Origin of the sequence: Enterovibrio calviensis DSM 14347 (assembly GCF_000621165.1) — a bacterium.
Taxonomy (GTDB): Bacteria; Pseudomonadota; Gammaproteobacteria; order Enterobacterales; family Vibrionaceae; genus Enterovibrio; species Enterovibrio calviensis.
This window is the reverse complement of the sequence record NZ_JHZA01000001.1, coordinates 638,747-664,286: the sequence shown is the minus strand read 5'-3', so window position 1 is coordinate 664,286 and position 25,540 is coordinate 638,747. Positions and strand designations below refer to the sequence as shown.

The 25,540-nt window shown below is 47.4% G+C and carries 24 protein-coding genes; 9 read left to right on the top strand and 15 right to left on the bottom strand.

Translation table 11 applies throughout. The features are described from left to right. Positions 1–379 precede the first annotated feature (379 nt). Positions 380–1,156, top strand: coding sequence for a siderophore-interacting protein (locus tag Q365_RS0102920; RefSeq protein ID WP_028021938.1), 777 nt, complete (start codon positions 380–382; stop codon positions 1,154–1,156). Between the two features lie 85 nt (positions 1,157–1,241). Here Q365_RS0102920 and Q365_RS0102915 read toward each other — a convergent pair whose 3' ends face one another. Genes Q365_RS0102915 through Q365_RS0102900 form a run of 4 tightly spaced genes read right to left on the bottom strand, consistent with a single transcriptional unit; the run spans position 1,242 to position 6,527 of the window. Then, positions 1,242–1,487 carry a formate dehydrogenase subunit delta gene (locus Q365_RS0102915; RefSeq protein ID WP_028021937.1) on the bottom strand — a complete coding sequence of 82 codons (246 nt, stop codon included), beginning with the start codon at positions 1,485–1,487 and terminating at the stop codon, positions 1,242–1,244. Next, the gene (fdhF, locus tag Q365_RS0102910) at positions 1,488–4,361 is read right to left on the bottom strand and encodes a formate dehydrogenase subunit alpha (protein ID WP_028021936.1); all 2,874 of its coding nucleotides are present in this window, start codon (positions 4,359–4,361) and stop codon (positions 1,488–1,490) included. A gap of 52 nt (positions 4,362–4,413) precedes the next feature. Further along, positions 4,414–5,991: a formate dehydrogenase beta subunit gene (locus tag Q365_RS0102905; protein WP_028021935.1), complete on the bottom strand. Its 1,578-nt coding sequence runs from the start codon at positions 5,989–5,991 to the stop codon at positions 4,414–4,416. Then, positions 5,988–6,527, bottom strand: coding sequence for a formate dehydrogenase subunit gamma (locus tag Q365_RS0102900; RefSeq protein WP_028021934.1), 540 nt, complete (start codon positions 6,525–6,527; stop codon positions 5,988–5,990). The genes Q365_RS0102905 and Q365_RS0102900 overlap by 4 nt, the downstream gene beginning before the upstream one ends. Before the next feature lie 263 nt (positions 6,528–6,790). On the opposite strand from Q365_RS0102900, the gene Q365_RS0102895 reads away from it, so the two are divergent. Both Q365_RS0102895 and Q365_RS0102890 read left to right on the top strand, forming a co-directional pair. Next, positions 6,791–7,882 (top strand): PfkB family carbohydrate kinase, encoded by a 1,092-nt coding sequence (locus Q365_RS0102895; protein ID WP_028021933.1) that lies wholly within the window; start codon positions 6,791–6,793, stop codon positions 7,880–7,882. Then, positions 7,876–8,793 carry a pseudouridine-5'-phosphate glycosidase gene (locus tag Q365_RS0102890; RefSeq protein ID WP_028021932.1) on the top strand — a complete coding sequence of 306 codons (918 nt, stop codon included), beginning with the start codon at positions 7,876–7,878 and terminating at the stop codon, positions 8,791–8,793. Before Q365_RS0102895 ends, Q365_RS0102890 begins: the two co-directional genes overlap by 7 nt. A 14-nt stretch (positions 8,794–8,807) precedes the next feature. Here the strand turns inward: Q365_RS0102890 and Q365_RS26630 are convergent, their stop codons facing one another. Further along, positions 8,808–8,945, bottom strand: coding sequence for a hypothetical protein (locus Q365_RS26630; RefSeq protein WP_155858977.1), 138 nt, complete (start codon positions 8,943–8,945; stop codon positions 8,808–8,810). 243 nt (positions 8,946–9,188) lie between these two features. On the opposite strand from Q365_RS26630, the gene gbdR reads away from it, so the two are divergent. Both gbdR and Q365_RS0102880 read left to right on the top strand, forming a co-directional pair. Then, positions 9,189–10,223, top strand: a complete 1,035-nt coding sequence (gene gbdR, locus Q365_RS0102885) for a choline metabolism transcriptional regulator GbdR (RefSeq protein WP_028021931.1) — start codon at positions 9,189–9,191, stop codon at positions 10,221–10,223. 538 nt (positions 10,224–10,761) lie between these two features. Beyond that, positions 10,762–11,448, top strand: coding sequence for an SDR family oxidoreductase (locus Q365_RS0102880; protein WP_028021930.1), 687 nt, complete (start codon positions 10,762–10,764; stop codon positions 11,446–11,448). An 83-nt stretch (positions 11,449–11,531) separates the two neighbouring features. On the opposite strand, the gene Q365_RS0102875 is transcribed toward Q365_RS0102880, so the two are convergent. The 3 genes from Q365_RS0102875 to Q365_RS0102860 all read right to left on the bottom strand — a co-directional run bounded on the left by Q365_RS0102875 (position 11,532) and on the right by Q365_RS0102860 (position 14,561). Further along, positions 11,532–11,993: an Hsp20 family protein gene (locus tag Q365_RS0102875; protein ID WP_211254234.1), complete on the bottom strand. Its 462-nt coding sequence runs from the start codon at positions 11,991–11,993 to the stop codon at positions 11,532–11,534. Between the two features lie 673 nt (positions 11,994–12,666). Then, complete coding sequence (locus Q365_RS0102865) at positions 12,667–13,431, bottom strand: helix-turn-helix domain-containing protein (protein ID WP_028021927.1); 765 nt, start codon at positions 13,429–13,431, stop codon at positions 12,667–12,669. Positions 13,432–13,655: 224 nt separating this feature from the next. Then, on the bottom strand, positions 13,656–14,561 hold the full coding sequence (locus tag Q365_RS0102860; protein WP_028021926.1) for an AraC family transcriptional regulator: 906 nt from the start codon (positions 14,559–14,561) through the stop codon (positions 13,656–13,658). 275 nt (positions 14,562–14,836) lie between these two features. Here Q365_RS0102860 and Q365_RS0102855 point away from each other — a divergent pair, with 275 nt between their 5' ends. Next, the gene (locus Q365_RS0102855) at positions 14,837–15,190 is read left to right on the top strand and encodes a DUF6404 family protein (RefSeq protein WP_028021925.1); all 354 of its coding nucleotides are present in this window, start codon (positions 14,837–14,839) and stop codon (positions 15,188–15,190) included. A 155-nt stretch (positions 15,191–15,345) separates the two neighbouring features. Here the strand turns inward: Q365_RS0102855 and Q365_RS0102850 are convergent, their stop codons facing one another. The 4 genes from Q365_RS0102850 to Q365_RS0102835 form a co-directional block, all read right to left on the bottom strand. After that, on the bottom strand, positions 15,346–16,194 hold the full coding sequence (locus tag Q365_RS0102850) for an ABC transporter permease (RefSeq protein WP_028021924.1): 849 nt from the start codon (positions 16,192–16,194) through the stop codon (positions 15,346–15,348). Positions 16,195–16,202: 8 nt separating this feature from the next. Beyond that, positions 16,203–17,459: an ABC transporter permease gene (locus Q365_RS0102845; protein ID WP_028021923.1), complete on the bottom strand. Its 1,257-nt coding sequence runs from the start codon at positions 17,457–17,459 to the stop codon at positions 16,203–16,205. Positions 17,460–17,530: 71 nt separating this feature from the next. Further along, positions 17,531–18,619: an extracellular solute-binding protein gene (locus Q365_RS0102840; RefSeq protein ID WP_028021922.1), complete on the bottom strand. Its 1,089-nt coding sequence runs from the start codon at positions 18,617–18,619 to the stop codon at positions 17,531–17,533. Positions 18,620–18,804: 185 nt separating this feature from the next. Beyond that, a complete protein-coding gene (locus tag Q365_RS0102835) occupies positions 18,805–19,917 on the bottom strand; it encodes an ABC transporter ATP-binding protein (RefSeq protein WP_028021921.1) in 1,113 nt (370 codons plus the stop codon). Between the two features lie 617 nt (positions 19,918–20,534). Here Q365_RS0102835 and Q365_RS0102830 point away from each other — a divergent pair. Then, on the top strand, positions 20,535–21,521 hold the full coding sequence (locus tag Q365_RS0102830; RefSeq protein ID WP_028021920.1) for an ABC transporter substrate-binding protein: 987 nt from the start codon (positions 20,535–20,537) through the stop codon (positions 21,519–21,521). Between the two features lie 162 nt (positions 21,522–21,683). On the opposite strand, the gene Q365_RS0102825 is transcribed toward Q365_RS0102830, so the two are convergent. Continuing rightward, positions 21,684–22,208: a hypothetical protein gene (locus Q365_RS0102825; RefSeq protein WP_028021919.1), complete on the bottom strand. Its 525-nt coding sequence runs from the start codon at positions 22,206–22,208 to the stop codon at positions 21,684–21,686. A 327-nt stretch (positions 22,209–22,535) separates the two neighbouring features. Continuing rightward, entirely contained in the window at positions 22,536–23,312 is a 777-nt protein-coding gene (locus tag Q365_RS0102820; RefSeq protein ID WP_028021918.1) for a ribonuclease H family protein, read from the bottom strand. Between the two features lie 234 nt (positions 23,313–23,546). Here Q365_RS0102820 and Q365_RS0102815 point away from each other — a divergent pair, with 234 nt between their 5' ends. Both Q365_RS0102815 and Q365_RS0102810 read left to right on the top strand, forming a co-directional pair. Then, positions 23,547–23,894: a DOPA 4,5-dioxygenase family protein gene (locus Q365_RS0102815; protein ID WP_028021917.1), complete on the top strand. Its 348-nt coding sequence runs from the start codon at positions 23,547–23,549 to the stop codon at positions 23,892–23,894. A 150-nt stretch (positions 23,895–24,044) separates the two neighbouring features. Then, positions 24,045–24,611 carry a DUF6151 family protein gene (locus Q365_RS0102810; RefSeq protein WP_028021916.1) on the top strand — a complete coding sequence of 189 codons (567 nt, stop codon included), beginning with the start codon at positions 24,045–24,047 and terminating at the stop codon, positions 24,609–24,611. Here the strand turns inward: Q365_RS0102810 and Q365_RS0102805 are convergent. Next, positions 24,608–25,483 (bottom strand): AAA family ATPase, encoded by an 876-nt coding sequence (locus tag Q365_RS0102805; protein ID WP_245621475.1) that lies wholly within the window; start codon positions 25,481–25,483, stop codon positions 24,608–24,610. The genes Q365_RS0102810 and Q365_RS0102805 overlap by 4 nt on opposite strands. Positions 25,484–25,540 lie beyond the last annotated feature (57 nt).

The following is a 25,540-nucleotide window of genomic DNA, read 5'->3' as shown; positions in this document are numbered from 1 at the left end:
ACATCAGTCATTAATATACGTCGCCACACGGTTAAATTCTCTGATGTCTTATCCTTAGCTATTTGAATCTCACAAAATAGAATTTCATAAACACATGTATACCCAAGTAATCTGGAAATGCTCGATTTCAGAGGCCATCAGGTTGTTTGGGTATATACCCAAGTAACCTGAAGAGGTTCATTTTCAGATGTCAGCAAGACCCGCCAAGCAGTTCGTCTTAAGATTTGATGTTAGAAAAACTCAGGTAATCACGCTGTCTGACAAAATGTAAATTTACGCAAATGATAATCGTTATCATTGAAAAAATCATTCATCTGGCTTATTGTGGGTGAAAGTTAAGCAGTCTTTGCACCACGAGACGGAAACCACGAGAACAAGAATGAAAAAACCTACCCCTACTTCGCTTGTCGTTCAGTCCACTGAGCAAATCACACCGAACATGCAACGTATCGTGCTGCACGGTACTGACCTTGCTCGCTTCCCTGTGGATTGCGAAGGCGGCTATATCAAATTGATGTTTACGCCTGAAGGCAGCACTGACCTAAGCGCTCTCGCTGAAGGTGAGCGCCCTGTCCTTCGCACCTATACCATTCGACATATCGATTTGTCAGCTCATACGGTGACGGTCGATTTTGTTCGTCATGAAGTGAAGGATTGCGGATGTGGACATGCAGCGCGCTGGTCGATGGCCGCCAAAGAAGGCGACACTATTAACATTGCAGGGCCGGGAACCATCCAAGCTATCAACCATGAAGCCGATTGGTTCTTTATGGTGGCAGACATGACAGCACTGCCGGCTTTGTCAGTCAAAATTGCCGCGCTACCAAAGCACGCCAAAGGCCATGCTGTGATTGAGGTGCTATCAGAGGCTGATATTCAAACGATTAATGCGCCGGAAGGCATGATGCTCACTTGGGTGATCAAAGGGCAAAATGGCACGCTAGCATCGCATGTTCAAGAACAAGTCTGGTTGGACGGTGACGCTGCTGTGTGGTGCGCCTGTGAATTCGAGACCATGCGCGCGCTACGCCAATACTTCCGCAATGATAAAGGCGTGGATCGCGACAATATTTACATCAGCAGCTACTGGAAAAATGGCGTTACCGAAGAAGGCCACAAAGTAGCAAAACGCGAAGATGCAGAAGCAACGGCCTAACGCGGTTTACTCACTGCCACTTACGCCAAAGACGAAAAAGCTAGCACAGACGCTAGCTTTTTGATTTCTCGTCACTGCCGTCAAACTACTTGCGATAGTCCAACGCCAGCTTTTCAGCCGCCTGCTTGGCAATAGGATTCAGCACCTCGGAATCTACCGCATCAAACAAGCTTTCTTTCATATCTAAAGACCAAAAACGTCGAATGTGGGACGCCACCTCGTCAATCGTGTCTTCCTGTTCTCTGCCATGAACGAGGTTGTCAGCAATCTGGTTTGCCATGTCATACAAACGTTGATTGCGGACATGCTCTCCGTGAAATTCATCCGCCATTTATGACTCTCCTTCCTGTGTTGCTGCTGACAAATGGGCTTGCTGTTGTTCGTCGAACTGCTTAAATCTCGCCTGCCATTCCGCCGGTTCCACGGCCACTTTGACCTGAACCGCAGTCACTTTATATTCAGGACAATTGGTGGCCCAATCAGAATTGTCTGTGGTCACCACATTGGTGCCGGATACAGGGTGGTGGAAAGTGGTGTACACCACACCTGGCTGCATGCGGTTACTGATTTGCGCAGGCAACGTTACTTCTCCGGCTCGGCTGGCAACGCGCACCGGCGAGCCATCAGTAATGCCACGATCTTCAGCATCAAGCGGGTGGATTTCCAGTACATCTTGCTGATGCCACTGCGAGTTCTCAGTACGTCGAGTTTGCGCGCCCACATTGTATTGAGACAAGATGCGTCCCGTAGTTAGTAACAGCGGGAAGCGCTTATTCACTTTCTCTTCCGAGGCGACGTAATCGGTCACCACAAAGCTGCCTTTTCCCTTCACAAAGTTACCAATGTGCATGGTCGGCGTACCTTCCGGTGCTTCATCGTTACACGGCCATTGAATCGAACCCAACTTGTCTATTTTCTCATAGCTCACGCCATGGAATGTCGGTGTCAGCCTTGCGATCTCATCCATAATCTCAGACGGGTGACTGTAGTCCATCTCGAACCCGAGCGCATTGGAGAGCGCAACGGTGGCTTCCCAATCTGCTTTGCCTGATAACGGAGCCATCACTTTGCGTACCGGAGAAATACGACGTTCGGCATTGGTGAAAGTCCCGTCTTTTTCCAAGAAGGTCGCGCCCGGCAAGAATACATGCGCGAACTTCGCGGTTTCATTTAAGAAAATATCTTGAACGATCAGACAATCCAGTGCCGTCAGCGCCGCTTCTACATGCTGTGTGTTGGGGTCGGATTGGGCGATGTCTTCGCCCTGCACGTAAAGTGCCTTGAAGCGACCCGCTACAGCGGCATCGAACATATTAGGAATACGCAGTCCCGGTTCACTGTCGATAGGCACGCCCCACTCGCTTTCAAACAGCGCCCTAACCTCAGGATCAGAAACGTGGCGATAGCCGGGTAGCTCATGCGGGAACGAGCCCATATCGCAGCTGCCCTGCACATTATTTTGACCGCGAAGTGGATTCACTCCCACACCTTCGCGACCGAGATTCCCCGTCGCCATGGCAAGGTTGGCAATCGCCATCACCGCAGAGCTGCCTTGGCTGTGTTCGGTGACGCCTAATCCATAGTAAATCGCACCGTTACCCGCTTTGGCATACAGTCTTGCTGCTTCACGGATCAACATAGCAGGCACGCCAGTTGCCCCCTCCAATTCCTCGGGAGAGCATGACGCTTGGGCAATGAACGTTCGCCATTTGTTGTATGCTTCCACGTCACAGCGCTCTTCAATAAAGGCTGTCGCTTCCAATCCTTCATTGATGATCACGTGTGCTAACGCATTGAGCACAGCGACGTTGGTGCCGGGGCGCAATTGTAAGTGGTATTGCGCACGAACATGTGGCGCATTAACCAAGTCGATTTCACGTGGGTCAACAACAATGAGTTTCGCGCCATCACGTAAACGACGCTTAAGCTGAGAAGCAAACACAGGGTGTCCGTCTGTTGGGTTGGCACCAATGACGATCACTACATCAGCTTGTTGGACTGAATCGAACGTTTGTGTCCCTGCGGATTCACCCATGGTGGTTTTTAATCCATAGCCCGTCGGGGAGTGACATACTCGTGCGCAAGTATCGACATTGTTGGTACCAAAACCCGCTCGAATCAACTTCTGAACCAAATAGGTTTCTTCGTTGGTACAGCGCGAAGAGGTGATGCCCCCCAGCGCATTTACGCCATGATGATCACGAATATCAGTGAGTCGTTGAGCAGCGAAAGCGATGGCCTCATCCCAACTGACTTTTTTCCACGGTTGATCAATAGAATCTCGGATCATCGGATCGAGAACGCGATCTTGGTGCGTAGCGTAACCAAAGGCGAAACGCCCTTTCACGCATGAGTGCCCTTGGTTGGCTTTGCCGTCTTTATTTGGCACCATGCGCACCAACTGATCGCCTCGCATCTCAGCACGGAATGAACAACCGACGCCGCAATAGGCACATGTTGTGGTGCGGAAATGGCTCGGCGTACCCTGCTCGATCACGCTGTTTTCCGTCAGTGCTGCCGTTGGACAAGCCTGCACACAAGCGCCACAAGACACACATTCCGATTCCATAAAGTTACTGTCACCCGCAACAATGCGAGATTCGAAGGCGCGGCCGTCGACCGTGAGCGCATGCTGCCCTTGGATCTCTTCACAGGCACGCACACAGCGTGAACACACAATGCACTTACTGGTATCAAAGGTGAAATAAGGGTTCGACGTATCTTTTTCCATATTCAGGTGGTTTTCACCGTCGAATCCATAGCGAACATCACGAAGACCCACTGCACCTGCCATATCCTGCAATTCACAATCGCCATTCACGGCGCAGGTTAGGCAATCGAGAGGGTGATCTGAAATATACAGCTCCATGACGTTACGGCGTAACTTCTGTAGTGCCGAATTTTGCGTCGTGACCACCATGCCTTCCGCCACAGGGGTAGTACAAGACGCGGGTTTTCCGCGCATGCCTTCTATATCCACCACACATAAACGACACGATCCAAACGCTTCTAAGCTATCCGTCGCACACAATTTCGGAATTTGAATGTTCATGGACGCTGCTGCACGCATCACGGATGTGCCTTCAGGCACAGTGACGGGCCATCCATCAATCGACAACGTGATTGCTTTTAGATCCTCACCCTTGATTTCAGGTGTACCAAAGTCTTTGTTGTCTTGTTCAATGGGAATGTAAAACTCAACCATTGTTTGCTCCTCGCCGCGCTATTCGCGCTGGCACCGCTAGATAATCGAAATCCTATTGGTCTGGCTGTTCAGCCAATCCAAAATCATGAGGAAAATACTTCAGGGCACTTTTAACGGGATAAGGGGTCATTCCCCCCATGGCGCACATAGACCCAAGTTCCATGGTCTCGCAAAGCTCACGCAGCAATATTTCTCGCTCCGCTTTCGCTTCGCCTGTCTCTGCCACCAATTGATCAATCACTTCAACCCCACGCACCGCACCAATCCGACAAGGTGTGCATTTTCCGCATGATTCAATGCTGCAAAACTCCATGGCAAATCGCGCCATTTGGCTCATGTCGACGGTGTCATCAAACGCCACAATGCCGCCGTGACCAAGCATGGCTCCTTTGGTAGATAGCGCTTCGTAATCCATATCGGTGTGCCACTCTGAGGCGGGCAGATAGGCTCCCAATGGGCCGCCTAGCTGGGCTGCTTTCAACGGTCTTCCCGTTTTGCTGCCACCACCAAACTCATACAATAGCTCATGAATCGACACGCCAAATGCCAGCTCGAACAAACCTGCCTGTTTGAGGTTTCCTGCCAGTTGAACGGGTATCGTGCCCAATGAACGCCCTTGCCCGAAGTTTTGATAATAGTCAGCGCCCTGCGCCATGATCGTGGGAACCGACGCCAAGGAAATCACGTTATTAATCACGGTCGGCTTTCCGAATAGCCCTTCAATGGCTGGCAATGGCGGTTTGTTTCGCACTAGGCCTCGTTTGCCCTCTAAGCTCTCCATCAGTGACGTTTCTTCACCACAAATGTAAGCCCCAGCGCCGACGCGCAGTTCAAGATAAAATGAACAATGAGAACCCAAAATGTTGTCACCCAGATAGCCCGCGGCTTTGGCGATATCAATCGCTTTCTGGAAAATATCGCAAGCTTTTGGGTATTCAGATCGGGTGTAGACATAGCCATGATTCGCGCCGACAGCGAGTGCGCAAATGATCATCCCTTCTATCAAGGTGAACGGATCACCTTCCATCAACATGCGATCGGCAAATGTGCCTGAATCCCCTTCGTCGGCATTGCAAATAACATACTTCTGACGATTATTTTGATCTGCGACGGTTTGCCATTTGATGCCAGTGGGAAACGCAGCACCGCCTCGTCCGCGCAGACCGGAGGTCTTGATTTCGTCCAAGATGCCTTGAGAACTCAGAGCTAGTGCTTTATCCAGCCCAACAAAGCCGCCGTGTTGCTTGTAATCATCAAGATCTAGCGGGTCGATAACACCCACTCGCGTAAACGTCAGTCGTTGCTGTTTTTTCAGGTATGAAATATCTTCTGTCAGGCCAAGGCATAAAGGGTGGTTTAATCCCGCGCTACCTTTGTCATCGGGGTCAAAAAAGCGAAGTGCTAGCAAAGCATCAACGTCATCTGGTGTGACTGGGCCAAACGCGACGCGACCTTGCTCTGATTCCACTTCCACCATCGGCTCAAGCCAAAACAAGCCACGAGACCCGTTGCGAATTACTGCAATGTCTTCACCTAAGTTGGCGGCGCTATGCAAGATATGGTCAGCAACCACATCAGCCCCTCGGGAGACTGACGATGTATCCAGCGGAATATAAATGCGATAACTCATGGTGACTGCACCTCTATCACTTTCGTCAGAAGACCACTGAGCAAGAGATCAAACTCTTCGTCAGTCATCTCGCCATAAACTTGGTCATTCACTCGTACAGATGGGGAGTTCATGCAGTTGCCCAAGCAATACACGGGCTCTAACGTGAAATTGTTGTCTGTTGTGGTTTGGTGATAGTCGATACCTAACCGCGAGCACGCATGTTGCTCTAGCGATTTAGAGCCCATAGCCTGACAGGATTCAGCGCGGCAAATCTGAATGACGTGTGCACCGGGTGGGGATTGTCGAAACTCGTGATAGAAACTCATCACACCATGCACATCTGCATCTGATAGATTGAGTCCTTTGGCGATCACAGGCACTGCCGACGGAGGCACGTATTGCAACGTCCCTTGAATATGATGAAGCACGGGCAATAGTGCGCCAGCCTTTGACTTAAGCGCATTGATTGCCTCATTAACGGCGGTGTGTTCCTGTTCTGTCAGCGAACCTGATAACGCACCACGCGATGGTGAATGCGACGCAGAGTATTCCATTTGCCTTCCTTGCTAAACGAACTCGTCCTCCTTAGTGTAGTGGCATTTCACCTACCTCCTGTTCACGAAATGAGACCATTTCAGGCCATTTTCCGACCTGAATGACTCGCCACAACACAGACAAAGCGCTTAATAAATCACCACTTTTTTTCTTTACTCAATCACACTTTGACTAATTGTTGCCCAACAACAATTGACAGTTTACGCAGTAAGATAAAGACTAACATTTGTTTACTTTATAAGCAGATGTTAGGTAGATACCGATGACAAGCCGCGAAGACCAAATACTGCAACTGATCAAAGATGACCCTTTCATTCAACAGCAACAAATCGCTACCTTGTTGAATATCAGTCGTTCTTCGGTTGCCGTGCATATCATGAATATGACCAAAAAAGGGGTGATCCGCGGTAAAGGTTACATCGTCAACCCACCGCGATATGTGGTGGTGATTGGCGGCACCAACATCGATGTTGTAGGTCAGCCCCAATCAACGCTGATACCGCGAGATTCCAATCCCGGACATGTATCCCATTCATCGGGAGGAGTAGGTCGAAACATTGCCGAGAACTTAGCAAGACTTGGCACCGACGTTAAGCTCATTTCCGTGGTTGGCGACGACACCTATGGCAACCTCGTATTGAACCAAACGCGACGAGCAGGCGTCGATGTTCGCGCAGTGAACATACTGAAAGGGCAAACAACCTCTACCTATTTGTCTTTGCTTGATCATGACGGAGACATGCTCGCCGCCGTGGCGGACATGTCGATTCTCGACAAATTAGACGTATCACTGATTAGCCAACACGCTGACATTATTCGTCATGCAGAATCCATCGTGGTAGACACCAACCTGAGTGACAGTGTCTTGGCATATATCTTCAGCCATTTCAGCGACCAAGCGATTTATCTTGATACCGTGTCCGCCACCAAGGCCGTAAAAGCACGCCCTTACCTGTCCCATATTCACACGCTTAAACCCAACTTGGTCGAAGCGCAGATGATTTCTGGCCTGCCCGTGGATTCGAAGAATGACATCAACAACGTCGCCGATTGGTTTATCGCCCAAGGCGTAAAACGACTCTTCCTCAGTATGGGCGCTGATGGCATCTTATTTCGTACCCTTCGCCATGAGCGGCTCATTCAGGCACCAAGCACCAAGGTAATCAATGCCAACGGCGCGGGAGATGCATTTTTGGCAGGCCTTGCTCATGCCCAAATAAACGGTATGGATGAGGATACGGCTAGCGACTTTGCAATACATTGCTCAGGGCTTGCCATGGAACACATCAACACGATTAACCCCGATATCACCGAACTTTTGGTACAACAACGCATGGAAGGCGCAAAATGCTAAACCCTAATATTGATATTCACCCAGACGTTAAAGCTGCGATAGACGCGGGCAAACCCGTGGTGGCACTTGAGTCGACCATTATTTCTCATGGCATGCCTTATCCAGAAAATGTTCAAACCGCATTGCTCGTCGAACAAGCTGTTCGCGACAACGGCGCGATACCCGCGACGATTGCGATATTGAAAGGACGATTGAAAATCGGACTGACGGAAGACGAAATCACCTACCTCGGCAAGCGCGGTCTTGATGCGATAAAAACCAGTCGCCGCGACATTCCGTTTGTGGTGGCGAACAAACAAGACGGCGCTACAACCGTTGCTTCCACCATGATTTTGGCAGACATGGCAGGCATTCGTGTGTTTGCAACCGGAGGCATTGGCGGCGTGCACCGAGGCGCTGAAACCAGCTTCGATATCTCGGCCGATTTGGAAGAACTGGCGCAAACTAACGTGGCTGTTGTGTGTGCGGGCATCAAGTCGATTCTAGACTTAGGGCTCACACTTGAATATCTCGAAACCAAAGGCGTACCCGTCATTGGCTATCAAACGTCTACCCTGCCTGCTTTTTACACCCGCGAAAGCGACTTTGGTGTCGATTATTGTCTCGATTCTCCAGAGCAAATTGCTGCTGCGCTGAGAGCAAAATGGGATATGTCGTTAAACGGTGGTGCAGTCATTGCCAATCCGATCCCGACAGAACATGCTATGCCTTCTGCTTTGATGGACAGCGTGATTGCCGAAGCGATTGAAGAGATGGAACAAAAAGGCATTAAAGGTAAAGATTCAACGCCCTTCTTACTGGCGAAAGTGGCTGAAAAAACAAAAGGAGATAGCTTAAAAGCCAATATCGCCTTGGTACTAAACAACGCCAAACTCGCCGCAAACGTGGCAGTGAGTTTTAGCCAGTTATAGCCAGTTATAGCCAGTTATAGCCAGTTATAGCAATACGCTAGTGCCTTAATTGACGCGGTACCAATGGCGTTGTAAGGCACTGGTTTACGCATGAAAATATGCTGCTGGTCGTCATCAGTACACACCAAAAAAATCATTACACGTCTAAACACATTGCTTTTCCCTTCTATGGAGCAATGTGTTTCTTAAGCGATATATTGCCCCACAATTCGTCGTATTCTAAAGAATCACGTCTTCTACTGAACATTTTCTTACTTTCCTATTTTACTTTTACTTTGTTCTCATCTACGCAAGGGAGAGAGGATGCTGTTTAGTGCCGCTGAAATCTCTACGAACTGTAATTAATTAGAGTGAAAACGGTGATCGTTGTTATCCCATTACGGAGGGATCCATCCATGGGCTCAGTATCCGCACTACCACAGACTAAAAGAATCGGCTTCTATCTTTGCAATGGCTTTACCATGCTGGCGATGGCTTCGGCCATAGAAGTGCTTCGCATGGCAAACCGACTCTCTGGTGAAAACCTATACGAATGGTTCACGTTAAGTGAAGACGGAGAACCCGTCTCCGCCAGTGATTCGCTAAGTATCAATGTAGATCACGCGATTTCATCGCCACGAGATATGGATATCGTCATCGTGTGTGGAGGCATCGATATTGAGCAGAATCACCCGAGACAACTCCTTAGCTGGTTGGCCATGCAAGACCGAAAACAGAAAACGCTGGGGGCGATTTGTACTGGCAGTTATGTGTTAGCAAAAGCAGGGCTGATGCAAAATAAAGTCTGCTCTATTCACTGGGAAAATCTTGCTGGGTTTCAGGAAGCATTTCCATCTGTCAGGGTCAGCAACAAACTGTTTTCCATTGGCGACAAAAGAATGTCCAGCGCAGGAGGTACAGCCCCCATGGACATGATGTTAACCATGGTGGCACAAGAACACGGTAACAAACTCAGTGCGGCAATTTCAGAAATGTTCATGTGTGAACGTGTCAGAAATAGTGAAGATGTTCAGAAAGTCCCGCTTCGTAATTTGATCGGTACAGCTCAACCCAAACTTCTTGAAACCGTTTCGCTGATGGAAGCCAATCTCGAAGAGCCCTTTTGCATTGACGAACTGGCTGCATTAGTTGAGCTATCACGGCGACAATTGGAGCGCCTGTTTCAGCGACACATCCAATGCTCCCCTTCCCGTTATTATCTGCACTTGCGCTTGAGTCGAGCGCGGCAATTGCTTAATCAAACTAACTTGTCGATCATTGAAATCTCGATTGCTTGCGGGTTTGTGTCGACACCACACTTCAGTAAATGTTATCGCGACTACTTCGGCATTCCTCCGCGAGAAGAGCGCTTGGGACTCAAGCATATCGATGTGCCACCTGCAGTTCGTGACCCTATGCTTGTCACCGAAGATGCACAAATTGCTGTATGACGCATTGTGCGTCCAGTTAAGCAATCCATAAGTAATCACTTCGTATAACGCCCTGGTAGTAATCAGGGCTTTTTTTCAAAAAGATTTCATTGATGCTCTTTTCCCCAATCGCGTTTGATTAAATTTTAACCACGCATTGAAAACGTGCTGCTAACTCACACTCCCTGCTCATAAAACTAGACGGTGTCGACATTTGGATAAGAAGGAGCATGCATACAGCAACCTGTGATAACACCGCACTTTTTTGGCCAAAGAATAAAGTCTCCCCTGTTTAAACTGGCTACCTTAACTGACTAATTTGCCACAGCTATCAGGTCAAATCATAAATGATAGTTGTATGAATAAAATGTTACCCAAAGGGTTATCCACCGTTTCTGTGGGTAACTTTATTTGCGAAGCGTAATATACTGAACAATCATGACTATTTTTCTGTTCAGAGCAATTTGCGACCAAATACATAGAACATGAAGCAAAATTTTCTCGAATTCTCAATGACATATAATCTGTCTAAAACTGCAGGCAAACGGAGGGAATTGATATGAATACAGTTTTAATAACAGGTGCCGCAAGGGGCATTGGCCTAGAACTGGTAAAACAATTCTTAGAAAGTGGAAGCCAAGTCTTTGCCACCTATCGTGGCAACACGCCTCCCGCCTCTCTGACTGACTTGCTATCCACCAACCGACTTTCGCTTAGACCTCTTGAAGTGACCGACCAAAACAGCATTGAAGCCTTGGCTGTGCTGCTGGAAGGCATCTCTATCGATATTGTCATTAACAATGCAGGTATCATTGGGCCGAAGGATCAGTCCTACAACAAGATGGATGTGAAAGGCTGGATCGAAGCGTTCGAAATAAACACTGTAGCTCCACTCATGCTCACCAACGCACTCTTGCCTAACCTCGCCATGAGTGACCGTCCTCGTGTCATCACCATTACCAGCCAGATGGGCGCATTGAATCGAGAATCAAAAGGTATGCTAGCCTACAGGAGTTCTAAGGCTGCAGCTAACAAGGTGATGCAGGTGCTAGCGTTGGAGCTCAAAGAACAAAACGTGACCGTTTGTCCTGTGCATCCTGGTTGGGTGAAAACCGACATGGGTGGTGAAAACGCTGAGATTTCGGTAGAAGAAAGCGCACAAGGTATAGTTACGCTAGCAAACAATATAACAATTGCAGATACAGGAAAGTTTTTAACATGGGAAGGGAAAGAGCACCCATGGTAAATAATTATCAATAGTGGCACTTACTTTAGCAAGCGCCACTATTTATTTAACATCCCAGTGAGTTATTCAATAACCCAACAAGGTTATGCAGTCAATTCTCTTTCAACATCAAACACTGGCTTCTTATTTGTATTAATCGCCACTGTTTTTGGTTTCATTGCTTCTGGAATAACTTTCAGAAGGCTAATGGTTAATAAACCATTCTCCAAATCTGCACCTGTCACTTCCACAAAGTCAGCAAGGTTGAATTTACGCTCAAACGTCCGGTTAGCGATACCTTGGTAAAGGAAGTTTTTTCCTTCCGCTTTCTGCTTTTCACCACGAATAGACAGTACACCGCGCTCAACGTTGATGTTAAGCTCCTCTTGCGTGAAGCCTGCCACAGCAAGGGTTATGGCATAGTTGTTCTCTTCAAGAGATTCGATATTGTAAGGAGGGTAACCACCCGCAGCACTTTCTGCGCGGAATGCGTTATCCAACAATGACGCGAAGCGGTCAAAGCCAACACTGTTACGGTATAGGGGTGTTAAATCGATAGTTTTCATCATATATCCTCCAATGAAGCGATATTATTTATTTAATTATTGAGTTATCAGAAGCCGCACGAATATCGCCACAACTCCCTCACCAATATATTTGGAGTCTGACAAAATAACTTTCAAGGCATAAAGTGAAAAATAATTTCAACTAAAACCTAACACCATGAGTTATTGAGGTATTTTTTAAGGGAGCAATGAAAGAAAAGCAGGAATAAACATATTATTAACATCATTGCATTGGGATTGGTTTTTGCTATTTCAAGTGCCGATTTAAAATTAATAGGTGATACTTTTCACAAGAGAATGTTTCAGCGCTGACATTCCCACTTTCCTCGGTTCTTCCTCACAGATTCTGTGCATGCACGTATTCAAGCAGAGGGATTGCACAGCACGTTTTGACTCAACGTTAAGGCAACTAAACTTAGAGGCGCACAACAGACCCGCCACAAAAAGCCGTTCTAATTCATCGACACCAATTTCAATCTGTACCTTACTGGTTTGTCCTTGTCGCGTGTTACTCGCTCGACTTTCCCTATCACTGTCGTTGCAACTGTCGCTAGTTTTCTCAGACGCCATGACCGTTCTCCCAATTAATGTTTCCTTCACATTAAGTGAGAATGAATATCATTTCAATGAATTTACGGTGTAAATTTCATACAAGTGGGCGAGATCAAACTGACTAAATGTAACGCCCTGGCGTATCACCCGTCATTTTGCGGAAAAAACTAATAAACGCACTGTCGCTGGAAAAGCACAGCGCTTCAGCCACTTCAGACACACTCGCACCTTCAGACAGCCGTTCAATCGCTGCTTGCAGACGCCACTGTTGACGCCAAGATTGGTAGGGCATGCCAGTTTCTCTTGTGAATATTCGGCTTATCGTTTTAGCGCTAGCGCCAATACGAGTTGCCATATCAACTAAATGTTCTGGCAGTCGCTCACCATCCATCACTTCGGAAAGCCAATGGGTTAAACGGCGGTCATTTGGAAGCTTCAAAGAAAAGTACTCTTGCTCTGCCGTATTAAGCTCATCGCAAAACAATGAAAACATCGTTTGCTGCTCTTCAATCGACTTGTCCCACTCCCAATAAGCCATTCGCTCAATCAACTCGCGAAGAAGGCCATTAACCGTGATGATTCTAATCTCTCGAGGAAGGTCGGACGAAACCCTGCGATCAACGTATAGAGAGCGATAAGCAACGACATTTCGCATCATCGCACAGTGCTCTGTACCCGAAGGAATCCAAGCCGCTCTAGATGGCGGTAATACGCACCAAACGCCATCAAGCGTTATGCTCATGCAACCAGAAGACGCGAACAATAGCTGGTGCTTGCGATGCCTATGGATACCTGAATCATGATTACCCACTCGCGCTGCAACACCCACTACCATGTTATTAATCTGGTCTGCATTGAATCGTGTTGTTTCGTTGATCTCTGCCATCTATACCAAACCGCCCTTAAAAACTCATGATTCAATACGACAGAGGCGAGGCGCTTGGTTTACTTTCCATAGAAGAACACTGATATCGCGCCACTAGCGGCCGAGGCGTCAGATGAGAATATATACCCAAACAAACTCAAGATTCGACATTCAGGCTGCTTGGGCATATATCGAATCGCCCGCAATATAGCGGGCGATGATGAAGAGAACACAAAGGTTGGCTTTTACAGTTTTATCGCCGTACAAAAGCTCACATCAGCATGTTGTGTTTGCGGGTCAAAACTATGATAAAGCTCGAAACAAGGGCGATTATCGTTTTCAAAACCCGACTCAATCACATCCGCCATGATGTCATCCCATGCCGCAGGGTATTGGCTGAAATCTGTGATTGTTTTTCGCATTACACCATAGTTGCCGCCAGAAAAATCTTGAAGCTCAATTCCTGGTATCACTTCCGTATCAGCAGGCACCATTAAACAGATGTCAGTTCGGCACTTCTCTGCAGGGGTAATTTCAGGGTTGTCATGGTAGATAAAGATACAAGTGCAACCCGCCAACCCTTTCGGACCAGCCCATTGATATAAGCGGCCTGACGCTTCTTCATAACCTTCTCCATAAGGACCTGTTACACGGACATAAGCCAATGTTGCACTGTCGAACGTTTGCGTTTCCATATATGCACTCCGTTGTTTTGTGTAGTTGGAGCCAGTATATGGATAGTTCTCATCGCCAGCGTTTCCAATCTTGCGCAAAGCGTGTCCAATCTTGCTGTTTCGAGATAACTCTGCAAACGCTGCCAGATCAGGACAATCCCTAAACGCACTGGGAGACACACCAAAATGCTGATTGAAGGCTTTTGCTAAGCTTTGCGAGGATGAAAACCCATAGTCCAGCGCGACATTCATTACAGGTTGTTTACTCTTGAAAAGATCATCGGCAGCAGATTCCAATCGTAAGCGACGAATATAGTCGGCCAACGTTTCTTTCTGTACAGCTTTGAATGTGCGATGAAAGTGATAAGGAGACAAATTGGCGAGCGCAGCAACCTCGGTGAGATTCAATGGGTCATTGAAGTGTTTTTCCAAGTATCGGATAACTGGCAGCAGGCGCTTTTGATAATCCACTTTCATCGCTAATTTCTCGCTTCATTACATGACAAGTTCGTACACTATCGAACACGTTTTCTCCAAGCAAGTTGGAGCTGACTAAATCAGAGTTACCCCCAACACACTAAAAATGCCGGATTCAACTCGCCTGAGAAAAGGCTTTCGATGCATAACGTCTCGAAAAATCCCCGAAAATACGTGCTCCGCGAGAGCAGAGTCACCAAATAAGAGGACGTCGCTTCAATATGCAAACGGTTTAGGTATAGTTTCGAGCATTAAGTTGTAGATAGTGAAGAACCATGGATTTTGAACAACACCTAGAACGCGCCCACCAAGTGCTTCTAAAAAAAGGCTTTTCTGGCGCGGCTATAAATCCCATCATCTACCGCCTTGCTCGTAAAGTCGGGATAAAGCTACCTCCACCCCAGTTCGCTCATTTTGGTGCGAATATTCTTGCTGGCACATTGTGGTTTGGCACGTTATGGGGCGTGATCATGTGGTTTATGCAATGGCAATCTTTGGGCGTCTCCCTGAGTTACGCCGTAAACGCATCACTGATCACCGGCATGTTCTTTGGCCTACTCATGGCAATTTGGTACAGAATCAGCGCAAAGCGTAAATCCGTACCTAGCTGGCAATCGCTGGCTAACTAGATTGTCTGGTTTGCCAGCCATCTCATTTGGGGGAATGGATCGCTGGCAGACCAGCACTAAAAAAGCACGATGACGTAATCGTGCTTTTTTTATTTCCGTTTGTATACGTAAGCAAGCCTTGGTGAACCAAGTTCACACCACCACAGGCTTACCATTTATTCTTCAATACCACGCAATCTCGCACTGCGTCGTCGTAAGAACTCAAGCGTTGTCAGCAAAGCAATCGAAAGCACCACCAGCAAGGTTGCAGCCGCGAGAATGGTGGGACTAATTTCTTCACGTATCCCCGACCACATCTGAATCGGTAAGGTGGTTTGTTCTGGGCCTGCGATAAACAACACCACGACCACTTCATCAAACGACGTAATGAACGCAAACAACGCACCCGAAATGACACCTGGTGTCACCAGTGGCAGCACCACTTTAAAGAAGGTTGTCACTGGGTTTGCGCCTAAACTTGCTGCTGCGCGAGTCAGAGAGTGATCAAACCCGCTCAACGTTGCCGTCACCGTGATCACCACAAAAGGAATGCCCAGCGCGGTATGCGCCAATACAACGCCTATATAAGTATGAGTCAGCTGGAAACGGGAAAAGAAGAAGAACATGGCTGCCGCTGAAATAATTAATGGCACTATCATTGGCGATATCAAGATCGCCATCACCAAGTCTTTGTAAGGCATGTAGCGGCTTGAAAGCCCCAATGCAGCGATCGTTCCCAACACGGTCGCTAGAAACGTCGATGCTATTGCGACGATCACACTGTTCTTAACGGCGGATTGCCACGCATCTGAGGTAAAGAAGTCTTCATACCAACGCAGTGAATAACCGGCAGGGTCAAAGCTCAACATCTCTTGTGTAAACGTAAAATAGGGCTGCGCATTAAAGCTTAACGGTAAGATGACCAGTAACGGACCAATCAAAAACAAAAATATCGCTGCACAAATCACACGAAAGACAACAAACCATACTTTTTCGCCTGTCGTCGCACATTCTGGTAATGCCATTGTTATCCCTACCCTAACTTCACGTTGTCGACGCCAACTAGGCGGTTATAAAGCCAATATAAAATCATCACCACGACTAACAAAATTGACGCGATAGCCGCTGCTAGACCCCAATTCAAAGATGTTTGCATGTGGTAAGCAATGAAATTGGTGATGAATGTTCCCGTTTGTCCCCCAACGAGCGCAGGAGTAATGTAGTAACCAATAGAAAGGATAAATACCAATATCGAACCCGCGCCAATGCCCGGTAACGTCTGAGGAAAATACACGCGACGGAATGCCATTGATTGTGTTGCCCCCATTGAGCGAGCGGCACGCATATAGCTTGGGGAAATAGTTTTCATCACAGAATAAAGCGGCAAAATCATAAACGGCAGCAAGATATGGGTCATCGCTATCAAGGTGCCCGTTTGGTTATAAATCATTTGGATCCGACTTTCGTCGTCTAGCACCCCCGCGCCCACCATCAAATCATTCAACACGCCTTGCTGTTGCAAGATAGCAATCCAAGTCGCGGTGCGAACCAACAGTGACGTCCAAAATGGCAACAGAACCAAAATCATCAGCATGTTAGCTTTCTTCGCTGGCAAGTTTGCCAACAAGTACGCGATCGGATAACCCAATAACAAGCAAAGGAAGGTGATGGACATACTCATGTAGAGCGTGCGCCAAAATAGAGAGTTATAAATTTGCAGGTATTCAGGTTGCGCGACAATGTCACCGTTGTCGTCATACCTTAGGTCGACGGCATTTAAGTAGTAAGACAAGGTATAAGGCGAGGACTCACGCTCAATCAGCTTCCAAACACTAATATCACCCCAGCGTTTATCCACCTTTAACATGGCCTCTTTGTAAGGCCCATCAGTCATTCGTTTTGATTTGCGCGCTGATTTCATAATCAACGAACGCATGCCTGACTTCTCGTAGTTCAAACGAGAAGCTGCCTTACCAATATTTCTCGCTTTGGCGCCTATTTGCAAATCTGACACCAACGCAGCATACACAGCTTCGTCCGGCAGTCCTTCACCATCCCAACTTTCGAGTGCCACGGTCGTTTGCGGCAAATAGGTATGGACTTCTGGGTTCTCGACACTACGTTGCAGCATATCGAAAATAGGGAGCACGAAGGCGATCAGCAAAAACGCCAACAGAGGGGCGACGAGCATAAACGCTTTGATTTTATTGCGACGAATCGAGCGTTGTTGGCTCACTCGCAGTGATACACCGTCTGCCGTTTTAATGTCGTTGGCTGTACTTCCTTGCACCACACTCTCCCTACTTAACAAAACGCAAAAGGCGGGGATCGCAAATTACGATCACCCGCCAATACTTCAACTTATTTCGCTAACCATGCGTTAAAACGCTGAGCTAGCTCATCACCGTTATCCGCCCAAAACTCATCGTCTTTCGGAATAGCCGTTGCGAAGTTTGGTCCGTATGTCGGCATGTGTGGTTTCATTTCAATGCCTGATTCAGCATGCGTTGTTACCATTGCTGCTGAAGAGTTACGTGCTGGACCGTAAGAAATGTATTTAGCTTGGTCAGCCAAACGTTGTGAATCGGTCGCAAAACGAAGGTAGTCTTTCACTTTGTCCATTTTGCCTTTTGGCACAACCCAACCGTCTAGCTCAAACACCTGACCATCCCAAATGATGTCGAAAGGTTGTTTTTCGTTGACTGCGGCGTTAAAGATACGACCGTTGTATGCAGAAGCAAACGCCACTTCTTTATCCGCCAGTAGTTGTGGTGGTTGTGCGCCTTCTTCCCACCAAATGACAGAATCTTTAATGGTGTCGAGCTTCTTGAAGGCACGCTGTACGCCTTGTTCAGTGCTCAGCACATCGTAAACATCGGCAGCTGCAACGCCATCCGCAATCAACGCCCACTCAAGGTTATTGATCGGTTTTTTCTGCAGTGAACGCTTGCCTGGGAAGTTTTTCAGGTCAAACACGTCTTGGATTTTGCTCGGTTGGTTGCCACCGAACATTTCTGAGTTGAACGCAACAATATTGGAGTAAACAATAGAAGGGACGAAACACTCACTCAGTGAACCTGCAAGGAAATCCTTGGTTGCTGCAGTGCCATCAGGGGCTGCGGCCAGCAATACATCATGGTCAAGAGGTTCAGCCAAACCTTCATCACACGCAACAATCGCATCTGATGGAAGAATATCCACCAAATCCCACGTTACATTTCCAGATTCAACTTGCGCACGCAAACCTGACAAACCGTTTTGTGCTTTATCGATGTTAACGACTTTTTGCCCAGTCTTCGCTGTCCAAGGTTCATGATAGGCTTTCGTCTGGCTAGCGGTATAAGCGCCGCCCCAAGAAACAACATTTAGCGCTTCTTCAGCAGCCATTGCTGTCGAAGCAACACCCGTAAAACCAGCCAGAATGGCAACATGTAACGCGAGTTTTTTCATTGTATTCATCCTTAATTCTTTCGCATATTGACGTCTGAGCAGGATAAGGAATCCATTTCTAAGCCTTGAACTAGGCGAAAGAAAAACTGCGTTCCTGACTTGCTCGATCTTTTCCCGATATTTAAATCGTTTTCATTTCCGGCAGAGCATTTTCGTATTCGGCGCTAACGCATTTACCTGTTCTATTAGGAAGCATCGAGCGCTCTGCAATCATCTTGCGACCAACCAATACTGATCATGTCGCCACGGCGCAAATCTGGATGGCCTTCCGCATTCGGTGTTTTGATAATGAATTCGTCACTGTCGCAGACCTTAACGCGTGTTCGAAGGTGGTCACCGAGGTAAATAACTTCTTCTACCTTGGCATCAAAAATATTGGGTAGCCCCCCTTGAGCAGGGTTGATAACAATACGCTCAGGTCGAAGGGATAACGTGGAAATGTCACCCGCTTTGTTCACAGCAACGGGATTAGCCGTAATGATGTCACCATTTGGGACTTGAACCTTACAGTGGTTGTCATCTAGCGACAGCACATTACCTTTCAAGCGATTATTCTCGCCAATGAACTGAGCCACAAATGCATTGGCAGGGCGCTCATAAAGCTCCTCTGGTGTTGCCAATTGCTGAACAATGCCATCGTTAAACACCGCAATTCGATCAGACATCGTCAGAGCTTCAGACTGATCGTGCGTTACGTAGATCATGGTCACGCCCAAGTCTTCTTGAATATGTTTGATTTCGTACTGCATTTCTTCGCGCAAGTTTTTGTCTAGCGCTCCGAGCGGTTCATCCATCAATACCAGCTCGGGTTCAAACACCAAAGCTCGCGCTACTGCGACTCGCTGTTGTTGACCACCGGACAAATGTGCAGGGCGACGATGACCAAATTCAGAAAGACGAACCATATCGAGCGCTCGTTTCACTTTCTTTTCGACATCGGATTTAGACATATTGCGAACTTGAAGAGGAAACGCGAGGTTTTCTTCAACCGTCATGTGAGGGAAAAGCGCGTAGTTTTGAAACACCAATCCAATACCACGCTTGTGCGGTGGAAGTGTTTTAATCGGATTGCCGTTGAGAAAGATGTCACCATGGGTTGGCTGTTCGAACCCTGCCATCATCATGAGAACTGTCGATTTTCCTGATCCCGATGGCCCAAGCAGAGTGATGAACTCACCTTGCTCGATATCCATTTCGAATCCTTTGACCACCAACGTTCTTCCGTCATAGCTCTTCTGGATATTATCGAACTTTACGAAGGGAAACGGTGAATCCTTTGAATATTCATCCTGTTGCATCTCTCGAGCATTCCTTACACCTCTAAACAAACATAAGCGTATAACATGCCCGTAACATTGACCAAAGCGCATACTGACTTGTGAGAGACTGATCAAAGCTAACCTATGCAAATTGACACATTTTACAGTGATAAAATATGACGATGACTGTAAGAAACATCACGTTTATAAACAAAGAGTAAACATCAGTTGCACAGCCTTTGCTATCGTGAACACAGATATACAAAATGACTCGACTCCGATAGTTCTGAACTATTATCGATCAACGCGAAACTAATGGTGACTCGATACCCTGCTCGCGAAGTCTGTCAGCTATATGATTATACCCAAGCAACCTGAAGATGTAGGATTCAGCGAGCTTTACTGACGTTATGATCAAGGCGTCCCTTTTTGATGTAGTGAGCTCCATCAAAAAGGGACAACACCGAGCATGGCGTCAGTAAACTCGCCCAAAGGGAGGCCATCAGAGCGTCCACTTCATCGTTAAATTCCGGTGAAAGAGGATACTATTCCGACAGGAATTTACCTCGAATTGAACACTCTGATGGCCTCTGAAATCGAGCATATTCAGGTTGCTTGGGTATAAACACTGTATTCTTTTGTTTGAGGCGATATAAATGTTTGCACGGTTAACTCCTTTGGCTCTTCTTGCTCTATCTCCTTTTGCGCAAGCCGACGAATGTGGCGATGTCACCATTGCCGATATGAACTGGAATTCGGCGACGCTGATGGCGCACGTTGATCAGTTCATCCTTCAAAATGGCTATGATTGCAACGCGGAACTCGTTCCCGGCGATACCATGCCGACAGGCGTATCAATGACGGAAAAGGGCGAGCCTGACATTGCACCCGAATTTTGGAGCAACTCACACAAAGACATGCTCCAAAAAGGCGTCGATGAAGGCAAACTTCGCTTCGCTGGTAAAGCCTTCACAGAAGGTGGCGAGGAAGGATTTTGGGTACCTAAGTACATGGTCGATAAACACCCAGAACTCGCTACCATCGAGGGCATCAAAGCTAACGCAAAACTGTTTCCCCATCCTGAAGATGACACGAAAGCGGCGTTCATGACCTGCCCGTCTGGTTGGACATGCCAGATCACAGCGGGGCACTTGTTTGATGCGCTCGACATGGAAGAGTCTGGCTTTGAGCTGGTTGACCCCGGCTCAGGTGCAGCGCTTGCTGGCTCTATCGCTCGCGCATACGACAGAGGGAATTCATGGTTAGGTTACTACTGGTCACCTACGCCTGTTTTAGGTCGTTATGACATGGTCAAAGTCGATTTCGGTGTAGAGGCAGATCCCGCGCACTATGAAAGCTGCATTACCCAAGAGGACTGTGAAAACCCAAAAGTAACGGCCTACCCGCCGTCAGCAGTGAATACCATCACCACAGAGTCTTTCGCTCAGAAATCACCATCGGCATATGAATATATTTCTAAACGTGCCTACGCCAATGCCGACATGAGCGCCATGATGGCATGGATGGAAGAGAACCAAGCGGACGGAGAAATTGCCGCATTTGAGTTCTTGGAATCCTACCCGCATGTTTGGACCCAGTGGGTGCCTGCAGATGTGGCAAGTAAAGTGAAAAAGGCGCTGTAATATTTCTTAGGCGTTGCTGGCGATGTGAGCGACAAGATTACGCCAACATTCATGCAGCAGACAGATCAAAAAACGGCTTAAGGCGTTATTTCCCTTAAGCCGTTTTTCATCATATATCTGAGCTTCATTCAACCACGACACTATCACTCACAGACTTGAGAATTACTCGACCGTTATCGTGATGTAATTGGTAACAAACGGAACAATGGTCGCTTCACCCGTTGCGTGATACTTCGTTCCTGTTTTTTCACTTTCCAATTTAAAGTAATACGTCCCTGACGCAACAATTCGGCTTTGATAGTAGTCCGAGTCAAAGATAACTTTATCATCTAAAAGCCAGCCTTCTGAAGTCACTTCATAAAGATAACCTTTACAATCTACTGCACCAATACGAGGGTGAACACAGCTTTGCAAATAGATTTCAGTTTTTGACTTGGGATTTTTTTGCGTCTTGGTGATTTCAATTGAACCATAGTCTTTCTTAGTTCGAGTCGCGTTAGTGGTGTAAATGGTTTCTTCTTCAATGGTGTACCCTTTATCGCTATTAATTACTGGAGCACTGCCAACTGAGCCCAGTACCCCATTAATTGCGCCATTCACACCTTCATTAACCACTTGACCCAAATCATTGCTCGCGCAACCCGTCAACATCATCGTCAGCACGATGGCAAATGTTTGTTTTTTCATCATCTTTCCCTTTACGATTGTCATCCCTCGCCAAGCGGAGAAGCCTAACATTTGTGCAACAAGATGAATATTCGTACAGAAGACAACGATAACAAAGTCGGATGTGATCGCATTAGCCATGCACAGGCCAACACATATTGCAGTCATTGACGTGCGCTATGCATCTAAATCCAGTCATCAGCATGTGGAATTAATGATAAAAGTAACTAAAACAGAGGGAGGAAATGATAAGTGATGGCATAGAAACACGTTGTATCTACGCCGTTATCTGATGAGCCGTTATCTGATAGACCATTGCCTGATGGACCATTGTCTGACAACGCGCTCCTAACCTTTTCTAAGCGCTAGAATTTCGTCGATGTCCGTCGTTTCTTGATACAAGGTCAATGCTTCATCTTGACGCTCAATCGCCACAATCGACATTCGATCTGCGAGTTCGTTACCTTCAATGCCAACGTGACCATTCACGTGATGAATTGTGATTTGCGACTGTAGCGTTTGATAAAGTGCGTAAGCAGGTTGAATGATGTCGAGGTTTTTAATTTCTCCCCCCGCCTTTTTCCACCCTTTCTTTTCCCAACCTGACGCCCACTTGGTGACACAATCAATGGAATAGCGGGAATCACAGTAGATCGCCACTGACAAACCTTTCGCGAGCTTTTCCTTGGCGATCATGAATGCTTGGTGTAACCCGTGCAGTTCGGCTGTATTGTTCGTGCCCACAGGTTGATAAAGCCCATACCACAGCTCGCATAGAACGTTGTTTTGATAGACCGCAAGCCCCGTTCCCGCTTCGCCAGGGTTGGGTTCACACGCTCCGTCAGTGAAAATCTTGATATCAAAAGGCATGTCGGTGATTTGCGTTTGCGTGAGCGCAGCAGGCTTGGATTTCGCGGCGGTGGAACTTGAGGATGTTTTAGCGGCAGAAGGCTTGGATGAAGCAGCCCCCGTTTTACCGCCGAACGCGGCCTCAGCTTCTACAAGTGTCGGAAATGATTTGAATTTCGCACCTTGAAAGCCATCAACTTGCGCTTTGCACTGTGCCCAGTCGGTGTAAATGCCGTTCTTGCGACCTTTCCACACGACATAATATTTTTTAGCCAAACCGAATCCTTACTTAATGATTGAGGGGAACTGACTTGATGGTGAAGAGAAAGTGCCCGTGTTTCGAATACGCTGCCATACAGCGATTGTCTTACCAATGTCATTATTCATAAATCTACCGCGGACGCTACATAACAACAAAAACAGGTGCACAAGATGATGCAAATAAGTCATAGAATCTTCACAGACAAATGCGCTAGGCTGGAATAAAGATTCAAGGCTGAGGAGACAAGGATGAACAGCCCGAAAAAACCGATAAATGCACATAAAGCCTATCACGCACATGTGTATTTTGATGCAAACACGTTAGACGCTGCAAAGCGCCTATATGAGAAAACCAAGAATGCGTTTTCACTCAAACTCGGTCGAATACATGAAAGGCCTGTCGGCCCCCACACGATGTGGAGCTATCAGGTGCTTTTCTTTGATACCGATTTTGACAACTTCATTCCTTGGCTGGATGAGCAACGTGACACCCTCAATGTGTTGGTGCATGCCAGCACCGGCGACGATCTTGCGGACCACACACAGCACGCCTATTGGCTGGGGAACGCCGTAGAACTCGACCTACGCGGATTTTAAAGAAATACCCAGGGTCGTTTGTGAGAAAGGCACTAAAGTGCCTTTCTCAACACTGGCTCCTTAATGCCATTCGTTATAGCTTCAAGGAGCGCTTTAGTCAGGATTCGAGGAATCGACTAAGTTTTAATATTTAACGAATGGAACTCTCTTATGACAGACTTATCATTGCAGTGTGAATGCGGAACCTTAAAAGGCACAGTGAAAGGCGTCTCCCCTAAAAAGGGCAACCATGTGGTTTGCTACTGTGACGACTGCCAAGGCTTCGCAAAGTACATTGGCAATGAAGAGAAATGGCTCGATGAATTCGGCGGCACAGATTTATTCCAGCTGGCTCCCTCGCAAGTTGAGATCCACCAAGGGGCAGATCAATTGCGCTGCATGCGTGTGACACCCAAAGGCGTTTATCGCTTCTACACCGCGTGCTGTCACTCCCCTATCGTAAACACCATCAGCAGAAAAATGCCGTTCGCTGGCATTCCGCTCACCGCGCTTCAAGGTGAAGGCAAAGAGGCCGCGGTTGGCCCAGTGAAATGCTATGTCATGGGCAAATTTGCCAAAGGCACACCACCGACTAACCCACACCCTAAGTTTTCCTTTGCTTCACTCGTGGCCGTGATGTCATTCATGCTCAAGAATAAAATTCAGGGAAACAACGTGCCGACGCCCTTTTTCAGTGACAACGGCCATGCGGTCGCAAAGCCTGATAAGCGCGATTAATCCGAAAACAATTGTGCCAACATCGGGCCTGGATTGTTTAAAAACGCTTTGGTGACCTGATAATGCTCGGTGTCTTCGTACTTGATTTGGTTGATACCAGACGTATCGATCTGATAAATCCGCGCGCCCGGGTAGGCCATCAGTATTGGGGAATGCGTCGCGATAATAAACTGAGAATTGGCTTTCACCAGTTGATGCATGCGGCTCAATACGGATAACTGTCGGGTTGGCGACAGCGCCGCTTCTGGTTCGTCTAGGATGTACAACCCCTCCCCGCCAAACCTTTCTACCATCAAAGCAAGAAACGACTCACCGTGAGATTGATGATGCAAAGAGACACCGCCGTATGAATTGATGATCGGCGGCTGAGGCCCGGGTTCTTCATCCAATTCATCAATGTTCGTGGCGACGTTGTAAAAGCTCTCCGCCCGCAGAAAAAAACCATCACGATGTTTCTTATAGGATTTTGATAACCCTAAATACTCATAAAGAGACGAGTGTGTAGATCGGGTGCCGAAATTGAAATTTTTAGTACCGCCTTCAGCGTTAAACCCCATTCCTACTGCGATGGCTTCTAGCAGGGTCGATTTACCGCTGCCATTCTCTCCCACTAAAATAGTCACGTCTTTTGCAAACTCGAGCGTATCAAGATGATTCACTGCCGGAATAGAAAACGGGTAGGCGCTAAATGAATCAACCCGATCGCGCTTTAGGCTAACCTCTTTGAGATAGGGCAATGCTTCCATATGTAAAATACCTGACGTTGGAAGAGATAAAGTAGAAAGTGAAACATAACGCGCCTGCAAAAACACGCCGAATAGCCCTGATTTTGAGGTTAAGACGGAACCAACCGATGGAAAGCGACTTATCACGAGGCTGCCCAAAGTAGTATTTCTCTCTTAAACAGGTAAAATCACGCCCCCAATCGA